The sequence below is a fragment of the Microbacterium sp. genome, assembly GCF_051953575.1.
Lineage (GTDB): Bacteria > Actinomycetota > Actinomycetes > Actinomycetales > Microbacteriaceae > Microbacterium.
On sequence record NZ_JBQCIP010000292.1, the window covers coordinates 1 to 13,002 of the forward strand.

General features: G+C 69.2%; 18 protein-coding genes. 6 read left to right on the forward strand and 12 right to left on the reverse strand.

Annotated elements, in window-relative coordinates:
• From ACTHNQ_RS18615 to ACTHNQ_RS18625, 3 genes are all read left to right on the forward strand, one after another.
• Positions 1 to 2,016 (forward strand): penicillin acylase family protein (locus ACTHNQ_RS18615; RefSeq protein WP_440335433.1); only part of this gene is annotated, 2,016 nt, incomplete at its 5' end.
• A 111-nt stretch (positions 2,017 to 2,127) separates the two neighbouring features.
• Positions 2,128 to 2,595, forward strand: coding sequence for an SRPBCC family protein (locus ACTHNQ_RS18620; RefSeq protein WP_440335434.1), 468 nt, complete (start codon positions 2,128 to 2,130; stop codon positions 2,593 to 2,595).
• A 4-nt stretch (positions 2,596 to 2,599) separates the two neighbouring features.
• Positions 2,600 to 3,391: an SRPBCC domain-containing protein gene (locus ACTHNQ_RS18625; RefSeq protein WP_440335435.1), complete on the forward strand. Its 792-nt coding sequence runs from the start codon at positions 2,600 to 2,602 to the stop codon at positions 3,389 to 3,391.
• A gap of 15 nt (positions 3,392 to 3,406) precedes the next feature.
• On the opposite strand, the gene ACTHNQ_RS18630 is transcribed toward ACTHNQ_RS18625, so the two are convergent.
• Genes ACTHNQ_RS18630 through ACTHNQ_RS18640 form a run of 3 tightly spaced genes read right to left on the reverse strand, consistent with a single transcriptional unit; the run spans position 3,407 to position 4,559 of the window.
• Positions 3,407 to 3,895, reverse strand: a complete 489-nt coding sequence (locus ACTHNQ_RS18630) for a hypothetical protein (RefSeq protein WP_440335436.1) — start codon at positions 3,893 to 3,895, stop codon at positions 3,407 to 3,409.
• Positions 3,892 to 4,089 (reverse strand): hypothetical protein, encoded by a 198-nt coding sequence (locus ACTHNQ_RS18635; protein ID WP_440335437.1) that lies wholly within the window; start codon positions 4,087 to 4,089, stop codon positions 3,892 to 3,894. Before ACTHNQ_RS18635 ends, ACTHNQ_RS18630 begins: the two co-directional genes overlap by 4 nt.
• Positions 4,090 to 4,115: 26 nt before the next feature.
• Positions 4,116 to 4,559 carry a VOC family protein gene (locus ACTHNQ_RS18640; protein WP_440335438.1) on the reverse strand — a complete coding sequence of 148 codons (444 nt, stop codon included), beginning with the start codon at positions 4,557 to 4,559 and terminating at the stop codon, positions 4,116 to 4,118.
• 130 nt (positions 4,560 to 4,689) lie between these two features.
• On the opposite strand from ACTHNQ_RS18640, the gene ACTHNQ_RS18645 reads away from it, so the two are divergent.
• Complete coding sequence (locus ACTHNQ_RS18645; RefSeq protein WP_018173763.1) at positions 4,690 to 5,238, forward strand: ABATE domain-containing protein; 549 nt, start codon at positions 4,690 to 4,692, stop codon at positions 5,236 to 5,238.
• An 8-nt stretch (positions 5,239 to 5,246) separates the two neighbouring features.
• Here the strand turns inward: ACTHNQ_RS18645 and ACTHNQ_RS18650 are convergent, their stop codons facing one another.
• The 4 genes from ACTHNQ_RS18650 to ACTHNQ_RS18665 all read right to left on the reverse strand — a co-directional run bounded on the left by ACTHNQ_RS18650 (position 5,247) and on the right by ACTHNQ_RS18665 (position 9,211).
• Positions 5,247 to 5,687: a VOC family protein gene (locus ACTHNQ_RS18650; protein ID WP_018173762.1), complete on the reverse strand. Its 441-nt coding sequence runs from the start codon at positions 5,685 to 5,687 to the stop codon at positions 5,247 to 5,249.
• Positions 5,688 to 5,773: 86 nt separating this feature from the next.
• Positions 5,774 to 6,229 carry a hypothetical protein gene (locus ACTHNQ_RS18655; RefSeq protein ID WP_155911429.1) on the reverse strand — a complete coding sequence of 152 codons (456 nt, stop codon included), beginning with the start codon at positions 6,227 to 6,229 and terminating at the stop codon, positions 5,774 to 5,776.
• 369 nt (positions 6,230 to 6,598) lie between these two features.
• Complete coding sequence (locus tag ACTHNQ_RS18660; protein WP_440335439.1) at positions 6,599 to 7,369, reverse strand: hypothetical protein; 771 nt, start codon at positions 7,367 to 7,369, stop codon at positions 6,599 to 6,601.
• 108 nt (positions 7,370 to 7,477) lie between these two features.
• Positions 7,478 to 9,211 carry an L-aspartate oxidase gene (locus tag ACTHNQ_RS18665; RefSeq protein WP_440335440.1) on the reverse strand — a complete coding sequence of 578 codons (1,734 nt, stop codon included), beginning with the start codon at positions 9,209 to 9,211 and terminating at the stop codon, positions 7,478 to 7,480.
• A 70-nt stretch (positions 9,212 to 9,281) separates the two neighbouring features.
• Between ACTHNQ_RS18665 and ACTHNQ_RS18670 the strand changes: the two genes are divergently transcribed.
• Positions 9,282 to 10,247: a LysR family transcriptional regulator gene (locus ACTHNQ_RS18670; RefSeq protein WP_440335441.1), complete on the forward strand. Its 966-nt coding sequence runs from the start codon at positions 9,282 to 9,284 to the stop codon at positions 10,245 to 10,247.
• A gap of 49 nt (positions 10,248 to 10,296) precedes the next feature.
• Positions 10,297 to 10,584, forward strand: a complete 288-nt coding sequence (locus ACTHNQ_RS18675) for a DUF1905 domain-containing protein (protein ID WP_440335442.1) — start codon at positions 10,297 to 10,299, stop codon at positions 10,582 to 10,584.
• Between the two features lie 19 nt (positions 10,585 to 10,603).
• On the opposite strand, the gene arr is transcribed toward ACTHNQ_RS18675, so the two are convergent.
• From arr to ACTHNQ_RS18700, 5 genes are all read right to left on the reverse strand, one after another.
• Positions 10,604 to 11,014, reverse strand: coding sequence for an NAD(+)--rifampin ADP-ribosyltransferase (gene arr / locus ACTHNQ_RS18680; protein WP_440335443.1), 411 nt, complete (start codon positions 11,012 to 11,014; stop codon positions 10,604 to 10,606).
• Positions 11,015 to 11,048: 34 nt separating this feature from the next.
• A complete protein-coding gene (gene mnhG, locus ACTHNQ_RS18685; RefSeq protein WP_440335444.1) occupies positions 11,049 to 11,405 on the reverse strand; it encodes a monovalent cation/H(+) antiporter subunit G in 357 nt (118 codons plus the stop codon).
• Positions 11,405 to 11,671 carry a monovalent cation/H+ antiporter complex subunit F gene (locus tag ACTHNQ_RS18690; RefSeq protein ID WP_018173754.1) on the reverse strand — a complete coding sequence of 89 codons (267 nt, stop codon included), beginning with the start codon at positions 11,669 to 11,671 and terminating at the stop codon, positions 11,405 to 11,407. The genes mnhG and ACTHNQ_RS18690 overlap by 1 nt, the downstream gene beginning before the upstream one ends.
• On the reverse strand, positions 11,668 to 12,270 hold the full coding sequence (locus ACTHNQ_RS18695) for a Na+/H+ antiporter subunit E (protein ID WP_440335445.1): 603 nt from the start codon (positions 12,268 to 12,270) through the stop codon (positions 11,668 to 11,670). The genes ACTHNQ_RS18690 and ACTHNQ_RS18695 overlap by 4 nt, the downstream gene beginning before the upstream one ends.
• On the reverse strand, positions 12,267 to 13,002 hold a 736-nt coding region (locus tag ACTHNQ_RS18700; RefSeq protein ID WP_440335446.1), incomplete at its 5' end, for a proton-conducting transporter transmembrane domain-containing protein. The genes ACTHNQ_RS18695 and ACTHNQ_RS18700, both read right to left, overlap by 4 nt.

Genomic DNA, 13,002 nt, shown 5'->3' on the forward strand with positions numbered 1-13,002 from the left:
GTCGCCTGGCTGAAGGCGATGGCCTGGGACCTCCGCAGCAACATCGAGGCCGAGACCGAGCGCGCCGTGCTCGCGTCGGACTTCACCCAGGAGCAGATCGACGAGCTGTACCCGGGCTACCCGTTCGACCGCAATCCGGTCATCGTGCCGAAGATCTCGACGGTGCCCGCCGTCGGCACCGCGCCCGACACGACGGGCGAGGGCGAGACGGATGCCACCACGTCGTCGATCGAGTGGACCCAGGTCGACAGCGTCATCGAGGCCGTCGGAGAGCTCGTCGGCGACGCCGGCGAGGGCATCGGCTCGAACTCGTGGGTGGTGTCGGGCGCCAACACCGACACCGGCAAGCCGCTGCTGGCCAACGACCCGCACCTGGGCGCATCGCTGCCGAGCGTGTGGCACCAGATCCAGCTGAAGTGCTCCGACGTCACCGACGAATGCCCCTTCGATGTCGCCGGCTTCTCGTTCTCGGGCCTGCCCGGCGTCGTGATCGGCCACAACGAGCGCGTCGCCTGGGGCTTCACGAACCTCACGACCGACGTCACCGACCTCTACCTCGAGAAGATCCAGGGCGACTCGTACTGGTACGACGGCGCCCTCGTACCCCTGCAGACGCACACCGAGACCTTCAAGGTCGCCGGCGGTGACGACGTGACGCTCGAGGTGCGCGCCACCGCGAACGGGCCGATCGTGTCGGGACTCACCGACGACTTCACCGAGATCGCCGAGCACCCGTACGTCGGCAGCGGTGGCACGGTGACCCCGCCGCCAGCCGACACGCCCGAGGGCGAGTACGCCGTGAGCCTGCGCTGGACCGCGCTGCAGCCGGGCACGACGGCATCCGCCATCTTCGCCCTCAACACGGCCAAGGACTTCGACGACTTCCGCGGCGCCGCTGCGCTCTTCGACGTGCCGGCGCAGAACCTCATCTACGCCGACGTCGACGGCAACATCGGCTACCAGACGCCGGGCAAGCTGCCCATCCGCGGTGCCGCCGACGGCTCGATGCCCCAGCCGGGCTGGAGCTCGGCGTACGCGTGGCAGGGCTACATCCCGTTCGAAGAGCTGCCCGTCTCGTACAACCCCGAAGAGGGCTACATCGTCACGGCGAACAACGCGATCGTGGGCAAGGACTACACGTACTTCCTCACCAACGACTGGGACTATGGCTGGCGCGCGGCGCGCATCACCGAGCTCATCGAGCGGGCGATCGCGAAGGGACCGGTGACCGCCGATGACCTCAACGCGATCCAGGCCGACAACTTCTCGTTCATCGGCATGCGCCTGACCGCCGCGTTCGCCGACATCGAGACGGGCGACCGGCGCACCGATTCGGCGCTGAAGCTGCTGCAGGAATGGGACGCCCAGGCCGGCGCCGACTCGGCCGCCGCCGCCTACGCCAGCGTGCTGTGGGACACCCTCGCGCAGAACGTGTTCGTGAAGGGTCGCGAGAACCCGGCGCCGCTGGCCGGCCCGGGGCGCCTCTTCCTCGTGATGGACTCGCTCCTCTCGGACGACGCGTCGCCGTGGTGGACCAACGACGAGCTCGGCGTCTCGGGCATGCGCGAGATGCTCAAGCGATCGGCGATCGACGCCTACGAGCGCCTCGCCGATGTGCAGGGCGACAGCGAATCGCGATGGAACTGGGGCGAGCTGCACGCCCTGCCGCTCAACAGCGGCACGTTCGGCGAGTCAGGGATCGCGCCGATCGAGTGGTTCTTCAACCGGGGCCCGTTCCCTGTCGGGGGCGGCTCGTCGGTCGTGAACGCGACCGGCTGGGACCTCGGCTCGGGCGACTTCTCGACCATCACGGTGCCGTCCATGCGCATGATCATCGACCTCGACGACTTCGACGCCTCGCGCTGGAACCAGCTGACCGGCGAGAGCGGCCACGTCTTCCACACGAACTACACCGACCAGGTGGCGTCGTGGCAGAAGGCCGAGCTCACGCCGTGGGCCTACTCGAAGAAGGCCGTGGCGGCCGAGACCACCGACACGCTGGTGCTCAAGCCCTGACGCCCCGTTCCCGTCATCCGCAGAAGCCCCGGTCTCGTCGAGACCGGGCTTCTGCGTGAGGGGCGAGGCGGACCGTTGACACATTCGTCTAGACGAATGTATTCTCGGCGCATGACCGAGATCATCGAACGCACCGTCACCGCCTCGCCCGCTCGCGTGTGGGAGCTCTGGACCACCGCCGAGGGCATCTCGTCGTGGTGGGCGCCCGAGGGCTTCCGCACCGACGTCACGAAGATCGAGGTGCAGCCGGGCGGCGAACTCGTCTACACGATGACCGCGACCGCCCCCGAGCAGATCGCCTTCATGGAGCAGTACGGGATGCCGCTGACCACCGAATCCCGCAAGCACTTCACCGAGCTCGACGAGCCGCGCCACCTGGCGTACCGGTCCGTCGTCGACTTCGTGCCCGACCACGAGCCGTACGAGCAGCTCACGGTCGTCGAGCTGTCGCCGGTCGAGGGGGGTACCCGCATCGTCATGGAGATGGAGCCGCTGCACGACGACGTGTGGACCGAGCGGCTGGTCGCCGGCCGCGCGAACGAGCTCGACAACCTGGCCGCCCTCCTGGCGCAGGACTGACCGCGTGGAGGCTCCCCAGGTCCAGCCGCAGCTCGCGACGATCGCAGAGCCGACGCGCTTCCGCATCGTCCAGCTGCTGTCGACGCGCGCGTGCACGGTCGGTGAGGTCGCCGAGCATCTCGGCGCGCTGCAACCTCAGACGACCAAGCACCTCCAGGCGCTCGAAGCCGCGGGCGTCATCCGAGTGCACAGGCTGGGGCGCCGACGCGTGGCGCGGCTCGATCGCGGCGCGATGTCTGCGCTGTCGGAGTTCTTCGGCGGCCTGGCGTCACCCGCGGGCGACGACACCGTGCTCGACGAGTACGAGGCCGCGATCGTCCGCGAGGCGGCACGGCCCGTGGCCGACGACGGCGCCCGCACGCTGGAGTTCGACCGGCAGCTGGCCGCGACCGTCTCGGATGTCTGGCGTGCGTGGACCGAGCCGGAGCGCGCGGTCCGGTGGTGGGCGCCGGAGCATTTCGAGGTGGATTCGTGGGAGCTCGACCCCCGCCCGGGCGGTGCCGTCCGGTTCGTGCTGCGCGAGGGCGCCGGGGCGACCTATGCGTCGACGGGTGTGGTCGACGAGGTCGAACCTGGTGCGCGTCTCGTCTTCCGCCTGGCTCCCGTGGGAGCGGACGGCCTGCCGCTGTTCGCCGCGCGGCACACGGTGACGCTCTCGGGCTCGGGCGAGGCGACGGCGCTGCGCCTGCGCATCGACGTCTCGGACGTGCGCGCCGAGGCCGATCCCGCCGTCGCCGGCCTCGAGCCGGGGTGGACGCAGCTGCTCGACGCGCTGCGCCTCACCGTCGAGAGCTGAGCGGGACCGCGCCTCTCACCAGTCCCCGTCGGAGCCCAGGTCGAGACCACTGAGGTCGAGACCACTGAGGTCGAGACCGTCGAGGTCGACGGTCCTGCCCGGATCGGCCACCGCGCTGGATTCGCTGCCGGTCGATGCCGAGGTCGCCGGCGCGGTGAGCACCAGGCTCGACGCCCACACCAGAGCCGCCGTCGCCAGTGACGCCGCGAGCAGCACGGCCGTCCACGTGCGCCCCGACCAGGAGGAGCGGTCGGCCGGAGGTGCGGCATCCCTTCGTGGCGCCCGAGGAGCGACGGCCGGGACCGCCGGCACGCGGCCCGGAGCCGACGACTCCGCCCCCTCGTCCACGAGCAGGCCGACCAGCACGTCGAGCTGGCCGGGGGTCAGCTCGTCGAAGGCCGCGGCGAGCTCGGGCGTGAGTGCCGAGCCGCTGTCGCGCAGCGCGACGAGGTAGCGCGCGAGCGCCGCCTCGTCGGCGAGCTCGAGGCGCCGGTCGACGTTCACGGCTCGCTCCGGACGATCGCGTGCCCCGCGGCGGTGAGTTCCCGCGCCATGTAGGCCGCGTACCAGCGGGGCCAGTCCTCGTCGTACACACCGCCGAGGTCGTCGCGCTCGTGCACGCCGTGCGCCGCCGCGGTGCTGATCAGCAGCTCGCGCAGGAAGGTCTCGGTGTCGGCCACCGGTGTCTGATTCGACATCGTCGTGCTCCGTCTCGCCAGTGCGATCAGCGGCCCGGGGCCCGCGTGACGATCTGCTGCAGCACCCAGCCATTGCCGTCGGGGTCGGCGAAGGACGCGTACGTGCCGTAGCTGTCGATGGCGGGGTGCGGACCGGCGACGCGGTTCTCGGTGCCAGCCCAGTGGAAGATGCCGTCAGCGTCGTGCCACAGCTCACTGACCTCGGCACCACCGGCGATGAGCTCCTGGCGCGCGGCTGCGATGTCGGCCGTGATGAGGTGCAGCCCCTGCGTGGAGCCGGGCTCTGCCGTCGTCAGCTTGTCTCCGAAGATGATGGATGCCGCCGACCCGGGCGGAGTGACCTGCACGACGCGCAGCCCCCGCTCGGAGCGGAAGTCGGCATCGAGCCGGAACCCGATCCCGTCGTAGAACGCCTTCGCACGATCCACGTCCGAGACGGGGATGACGACGACTTCGAGCTTCAGGTCCATGATCTCTCCTCAGGTTGCGACCGGATCGTCACCGGTTTGAATGGTGACTACTCTGCACCCGAGATCGTCACCTGTCAAACCGGTGACGAAATCCGACCCTGCCTGACGTGTCACCTGTCAGAATGGTGATGTGATCCACGCCTTCCCTTGCGGCACGCTCGCGCTCGACTTCGTCGGAACGCTGCGCGCGCGCCGCAACGACGAGCCCACCGAGAAGCTGACCGCGCCGACCGACCTGGACGCGTGGTTCACCGAGTCAGGGCTGGCGCCGCGGGTCGAGGCATCCGCTCCTGCCGATCTCGACGCGGCCCTCGAGGTGCGCGAGGCGATCTACGCCCTCGTCTGGGCGCGCCTGCACGATCGTGCGCTGCCGTCCGACGCCGTCGCCACCGTCAACACCCTCGCCGCCGAACCGCCGCTCACGGCCGCCCTCACCGACGACGGCTGGGCCCGGTCGGGCACGCCGCGGCAGGCGCTGTCACACCTGGCGCGCGAGGCGGTCGAGATCATCGGCGGCGACGACGCCGCGCTGCTGCGCGAGTGCTCGCGCCCCGAATGCACGCAGGTCTACCTCGACACGTCGCGCGGGCATCGCCGCGAATGGTGCTCGATGGCCACATGCGGCAGCCGCATGAAGGCGAAGGCGTATCGGGAGCGCCGTAAGGCCGACGTGGCCTGACCGGCGGGTCAGCGCAGGCGTTCGGCGAGCGCGACGGTGATCCCCTCGGGGCCGCGGACGTACGCCATCAGCCAGATCCCTTCGTACTCGCCGATGCCGCCGATCAGGCCGTAGCCCGCGTCGGCCAGCCGCGCGACCTCGGCCCGGAGGTCGTCGACCTGGAACGCGATGCTCCGCAGCCCGAGCTCGTTCGCCATGGCGGCGGGTGACCCCTCGACCGGCTCGGGCCGCACGAAGCTCGACAGCTCGACGCTCGTGCCGCCGCCGGGGGCGTGCAGCATGACGATCTCGGTGCGCGAGTCGGGGATGCCGCACACCGTGTCGAGGAACTCGCCCTCCACGAACGTGCGGCCCTCGACCTCGAGGCCCAGCGCGACGAAGAACGCCGCCGCCGCATCGAGGTCGCGGACCGTCACGCCCACGTGGTCGAAAGTGGTGATCGGCGCCATGGCGTGGCCTCCTGTGCTCATCGTCCCGTGCGCTGCACGTCGGAGCCTACGGCCACACCATGGCGCCCGTGGAGTCGCCGGGGTTCTCACCCGCCGAGGTCTGTCGAATACGGCAGCATCAACCACACTCCAACGCTCGGACAGGCGTCAGGTATGAGCACGTCGTCGGGCACGTGCTCGCCCTTCCTGTAAATGTGCGCGGCCTGCATATGGATCTGGTCGCCGACCGCGAACGTTGGTTCGTCGAGTTCGAGAATGTCAGGGGTGACGACCGAGATGTTGCCATCCGCATCAAGCGTGCTCCCTAACGGCACAGCGAGAATCATGGGCGATTCGTCGTACCCGGGTAGCTCAACTCCGACGCAGCCGTCGCCGAGATCGATGACATCTGCTGGTTGAGCGATCGCTAGAACGCCTTGAGGTTCCGGATACACCGCTACCTGCACGGCTCCGTTGTCGAGAAACTCCGGGGAGCCAGCGCAGGACGTCAAGACACCTGCCGCAAGCAGCAGGACGAGAGCACCCCACGGCCGCATGGTCACCCTGTGAAGACAACCGTGTTCAGTAGGTTCACAGCGCCAATTCTCGTAAAGAAGGACCGGGTGGCGCCACCGACAGGGCCGTAACCATTCGAGATGCCCTTCGCGCCGTTCCCGTAGAACCACGGTCCACCGCTGTCGCCTGAGGCAACAATGTTCTCTGTCGATGCGTAGAGGCCGCAATAGCCCGCATTGCAATAACCGGTGCCGTACACCGTGCTGCAGTTATAGCCGGTGGTCCGCCCGTACTTGCAAACCACCGTACCTACCCCAGGATTGAGGCCGCTGTCCGCGTATCGAAACGCCCCAGGGCTGTATTGAAAGGCGTTGGAGGGCGACCCCGACGTGGCCGCAGACCATCGCAGGTCTCCGCTACCCGAAGCAAGCACAGCTACCGGGCTGAAGTTGGCGCCGTCGTAGATCGAGATCGCCGGGCAGTGTGCAGCTCCCGGTGATTCCGTACGTCGACCCTGAGCGAACGACGAATGCGGCCGTGCAGCTGCCGGTGATCATTCCGCCGCGGTACGCGAGACCACTATCCAACGACCCGACTGAACGCAGTTCGATCGACCCGGCGTAGTCACCCGCCCGGCGGTCCATCTGCAGTGACTCATCGAGGCTGCCGACGTACTCGATGACGACCTTGCCTGTCTCAGAGTCGCTCCAGCCAACTGCACTGGTTACCTCGCGTGAATTCCACACGGCTTGATAGGCACTTTCCACCGCGGCCTCTCGCTGGAGGCGTGATGGCAGGTCCGCGATCTGTACCTGAACATCCGCGGACTTGGACAGCAGTGCCGCAGCCGCAGCGTCGGCAGTCTTGGTGAGCACAAATTCGCCGTGGGGCTTCGAGTCGGGGTTCCAACGGGCCTCCACGAGAGCATTCGCGTCGATGGAGTCGATCTGTGCGACGAGCCGTGAGAAGTCCTCCTGGCCGGCGTACTGCTCGACAACTTGGTCGACAGGGAGGTTTCGCTCCTTGGCGAACGTCGCGAGGTCCTCAAGCTGGGCACCGCCGTCAGATGGCTCGGCGACGACAGGGGTCAACGGTTCGGGTCGCGGCTCTTGCGCTCCCGCACTCGAGGCCACGAGGCTCAGCGCCAGCCCGATTCCTGCCACGCTTCCTACAACGGTCTTCAGCATCCGAACTCCTTTGTACGGTTTCGGGCGTCATGCGAATCGACGCCCTGCTATGTAATGTCCGGCACCTCCCGATGTGGGACACCTCAGACCAGGACGTTCGATCGACCCTTACTCGACGAGCTTGCCGACGACCGACACCTCGCGCATGAGCGCAGCGATCTCCTCCGGGATCGGCGGGATCGCCTCCCGCACGACACCCGTCTCGGGCGACCAGACCAGGTTCACCTGAAGCTCCGGATCCAGGTCCGGGTAGTCGCTGCGGTTGTGGCATCCACGCGTCTCACGCCGTTCGAGGGCGGCCTCGAGGGTCGCGCGGGCGGCGAGCGCGGCGGACTTGAGGTCGAACGCGTGGGCGAGGTCGTGGTACCCGGCGATGTCGGGGTGCACGCCGATGTCGGCCATGCGCGCCTCGATGGCGTCGAGCTCCGCCAGGCCGGCGCGCAGGCCGGCTTCGTCGCGCACGACGCCCGCGTGCTCGGTCATGACGTCGCGGATCGCGCGCTGCAGAGCGCGGACGTTCTCGGTTCCGGATGCCGCCAGCAGCTCCGCGATCTCGCTCCGGGCCGTCTCGACCGAGGCCGCAGAGCGCTTCTGCGCCGGCAGGGCTGCCGAGTACGCCGCCGCGGCCTGCCCGACGATGCGGCCGAAGACCAGCAGCTCGATGAGCGAGTTGCCGCCCAGGCGGTTGGCACCGTGGAGCCCCGACGAGGCCTCGCCGATCGCGTACAGGCCCGGCACGTCCGTCGAGTGGTCGGACGAGCGCACCCACACGCCGCCCATCGAGTAGTGCGCCGTCGGCGCGATCTCGATCGGCTCCTTGGTGATGTCGAGCATCTGCAGCTCGAGCATCGTCTGGTACACGCGCGGCAGGCGGGTCATGATGACCTCGCGCGGCAGGTGCGAGACGTCGAGCCACACACCGCCGTTGGGAGTGCCGCGCCCCTCCTTGATCTCGGTGTAGCAGGCCAGCGCGACGCGGTCGCGCGTCGACAGCTCCAGGCGCTCGGGGTCGTACTTGTGCATGAAGCGCTCGCCCAGGCCGTTGCGCAGGATCCCGCCCTCGCCGCGCGCCGCCTCGGAGATGAGCGTGCCCGCGGCGTTCTCGGGCTCGATGATGCCGCTCGGATGGAACTGCACGAGCTCGGGGTCGCGCAGCCGGCCGCCCGCCTCGACCGCGAGGCGGAACGAGTCGCCGGTGTTCTCGTCGCGGCGCGACGAGGTGCGCCGCCAGATGCGGTTGTGGCCGCCGGCGGCCAGGATGACGGCATCCGCGTGGATCAGGTATCGGGTGCCGTCCTCGAGGTCGAACCCGTACGCGCCGAACACGGCCCCCTCGTCGCCCACGAGGATGCGGGTGACGTACACGGTGTCGAGGATCGGCACCTTCAGCTGGGCGGCGCGGTTGATGAGCGTGCGCTGGATCTCCAGCCCGGTGTAGTCGCCCGCGAACGCGGTGCGGCGGTAGGTGTGCGCGCCGAAGAACCGCTGCGAGATGCGGCCGTCTTCCTCGCGCGCGAACGGCATGCCGTAGCGCTCCAGATCGTCGATGCCCTGAGCGGCGCCCTTGGTGACGACCTCGACGGTCTCGGGGTTGGCGAGCAGGTAGCTCTCTTTGAGGGTGTCGGCGGCGTGCTGCTGCCACGTGTCTTCGGGGTCCATGGTGGCCAGCGACGCGTTGATGCCGCCGGCGGCGAGAGAGGTGTGCGCGTCGGACTTGGGACGCTTGCCGAGGGCGAGCACGTCGACGCCCGCCTCGGCGAGCTCGATGGCCGCGCGCAGGCCGGAGCCGCCGGTGCCGATGACGAGGACGGTGGTGGACAGCTGTCGTTCTGAGGGGATCACACGACGACGGTAGGTCGATCCTTTGGATTACTCCAATGCATAATCCTGGTCATATCGATGCGCATAGGCTATGGGTGTGAATCTGGAGCAGCTCAAAGCGTTCGTCGAAGTGGCTCACGTGGGCAACTTCACCCGTGCGGCAGAGCGACTGCATCTCGCCCAGCCGTCGCTCAGCCGTCAGATCACCTCCCTCGAGCAGGACCTCGGCATGGAGCTGTTCCACCGCGCCAGAAGCGGCAGCACGCTGACCGTCGCGGGCGAGTCCTTGCTCCCCCTCGCCCGCCGCATGCTCGCCGACGCCGACTCGGTGCGCCGCGAGCTGGCCGAGCTGGCAGGTCTGCAGCGCGGCCGCGTGCGGCTCGGTGCCACCCCGACACTCTGCGTGAGCCTCGTGGCCGAGGTGTTCACCGCCTTCCACGCCGCGCACCCCGCCATCGAGCTGCAGATCTCGGAGCACGGGTCGCGACGGCTGCTCGAAGAACTCGGGGCCGGCGAGCTCGACCTCGCGCTCGTCACGACATCGGATTCCGCACCACCCGAACGCTTCACCGTGACCCCGCTGCTGGTCGAGGAGCTCGTCGTGATCTCGTCGAGCGCCGCGGCGCCGGTGACCGACGGCGACTCCATCGGACTGGCCGAGGTCGCCGCGCTCCCCCAAGTCGTGTTCAGCCGCGCCTACGACCTCCGCGCCGCGACCGACGCCGCCTTCCGCACCGCCGGGCTGACTCCGCGTGCGGCGGTGGAGGGCGCCGAGATGGATGCCGTCCTGCGATTCGTCGAGCGAGGCCTCGGGGTCGCGATCGTCCCCGCGATGGTGCTCGTCGAGCGACCCGGCCTGCGAGCCGTGCGACTGCGCAACTCGACACTCACCCGCACGATCAGCCTGGCTCGGCCCGCCGACATGGCCCCGACGACCGCTGTCGCCGTCATGCAGCGCACGATCGCACGCACGGCCGTCGACCTCGCGGCGGCCGCCGGCAAGACGATGCGCCCGGCCGGTGTCGATCACGGCGAGGCCCGATCGTCATTCCGGTGAGAGGCCGTCCGAGACATACTCGTGACGGAAGGCACCGACGGAGGACGCCATGACTCGCACGACCGGACCGCTCGACATCCGCTTCACCGCCACGCTCGGCAAGGTGCGCGAAGGCGACACCTGGACGTGCGTGCAGCTGCCGGACTCCGCGACGATCTTCGGCACCCGCGGCCTCGTCAAGGTGGCGGGCACGGTGGACGGCGAGCCTTTCGAGGGCGCCTTCATGGCCCTCGGTGACGGCACCCACAAGCTGCCGATCGCGTCGGGCGTCCGCCGTGCGATCGGCAAGACCGACGGCGACGAGGTCGAGGTGCACCTCACCGAGCGCCGGTCCTGACGCGGCCCACTGACGCACCTCAGTTGATGATCGCGCCCCGCTCGTCGGCGGCGAGCTCGGCGAGTCGGTCGCGCCACTGCTGCAGCGCCTCGGGCGTGAGCCGCGTCCAGTCGTGCACTTCGCCGACGACCCGCAGCGGCTCCGTGCTCCGGTACGAGCGCGTCGGGTTACCCGGGAACTTCTTGTCGGTCACGTTCGGGTCGTCCTCGAACGGACCGGTCGGCTCAACGAGGTAGACCCGCGGTTCGCCGTCGCCGGCGGCCAGCTCCGCCGCGAGCCCCGCCCCGTCGCGGAGCGCGGTGAAGTAGATGTGGTTCATCACGATCTCGGGGCGGTAGTTCGAGCGGAACCCCGCGGTCAGCAGCTCGCCCTCGTGCAGATCGGCCTTCGTGCCGTGGAAGAACGGCCCTTCATCCAGCGGTTTCGTCACCGGGCCAGCCTAAGCGGCTCACCGCTCGCGCGCCTCACCCGCCCGACGCGGGGGGCGTGCGCTTGGACTCGACGAGCTCGTCGACGTACAGGGACACCTCGTCGATCGTGCCGTTGCGGTACGCCTGGCGCCCGACCATATGCGCCGACAGCGGCGCGGTGGCCAGCTGGATGAGCACCACCGGCACCAGGAAGGCCACCACCGGCCACGACCGCAGCGACAGGGCGATCGCCAGGCAGATCAGGATGAGCCCCAGCACTTGGGGCTTCGTCGCCGCGTGCAGGCGCGTGGGAACGTCGCGGAACCGCAGCAGGCCGATCGCGGCGGTCAGACACAGCAGGGCCCCGATCAGGATGAGGACGAGGGCGGTCACATCGAGCGCGGCATCCATCAGCGTTCCTGGTCCCTTCTCGCGACGAACCGGGCGATCGAGATCGACCCGAACACGCCCACCGCCGCGATGATGAGCAGCACCGGCAGCGTGCGCGTGTGGTGGTTGATCGCCATCTCGGCCCCCAGCACGCACATCACCTCCGTGAGGAGGACGTCGGATGCCACGGCCCGGTCGAGGATCGAGGGCCCGATGACGATGCGCCACAGCGTCAGCAGGGCGGCGATCCCGAAGATCACGTAGATCGCGATCAGCATCACGTTCATCGCGAACCTCCTCCGGCGACGGCGGAACGCGCGGTCGCGGCATCCTTCATCGCCTGCAGCTGCGCGCGCGAGCCGACGGCGCGGACGATCCGCTCCTCCCAGTGGTGCACGCTCGCCCGCTGCTTCTCGACGTCGGCGTCACCGCGCACGCCGATGACGTGCAGGTACAGGATGCGGCGGTCGCGATCGGTCTCGACGATGAGCGACCCCGGGATGAGGGATGCCGTCACGCCCACGTGCGTCATGATCAGATCGTCGTCGGTCACGAGCGGCACCGCGATGATCGCCGTGCCGGGCCGGTGGCGGAAGTCGAGCACCTGCCAGGCGACCGTGAGCGAGCCCTGCACGACCGCGACGAGGAACTCGACGACGAACACGAAGCCCCACCACAGGTTGACGCGGCCCGAGAGCTCGACCGGCGGCAGGCGGAACACGCGTGTCACGACGATCGCGGCGACGAGCCCGGTGAAGAAGGCGAGCCACGTGAACTGGCCCCACAGCAGCATCCACAGCGCGATGAGCCACACGAAGAACGGCAGCTGGCGCCACGTCGTGGTGGCTGCGCGGCGGAGGCGGCTCTGGGGCAGGTCGGGGCTCATGGCGCCTTCTCCGTCCCGGCCGAGTCGTCCTGCAGCTGCGTGAGCGACACCGGCTGCAGCAGCGCCTCACCGATGCGGTTGCAGACGTCGTACAGCGGTCCGGCGAACACCGTCAGCGCCACGGTGATGGCCACCATGCCGGTGGTCGCGGCCGTCATGATCTTCGGGATCACCCGGCGCTCGGTCTCGACGGCCGCCGCCGGCGACGCGCCGAGGTACGAGATGCGCGCCTCGGTCTCGGCCGAGTCCTCGTCCTCGCGCCAGAACGACAGGTTCCATGCGCGCATGAGCGCGTAGAGGGTGAGCAGCGAGGTGACGATGCCGCCCACCATGAGCACGATCATGATCGGCGTGCCGACCTGGGCCGCCGCATCGAAGAGCGCGTACTTGCCGATGAAGCCCGAGAACGGCGGCAGGCCGCCGAGGTTGATCGCGGGGATGAAGTACAGCACGGCGATCACGGGCGCGGCCTTCATGAGGCCCTTGACCCGCAGGATCGAGGTGGAGCCCGCTCTACGCTCGACGAGGCCGACGGCCAGGAACAGGGTCGTCTGCACCACGATGTGGTGGACCATGTAGTAGATCGTCGCGCCGATCGCGGCGGGCGTCGCGATCGCGAGGCCGAAGATCATGTAGCCGATGTGGCTCACGAGCGTGAACGACAGGATGCGTTTGAGCTCGGCCTGCGCCACCGCGCCGAGCACGCCGACGATCATCGTCGCGAGCGCGACG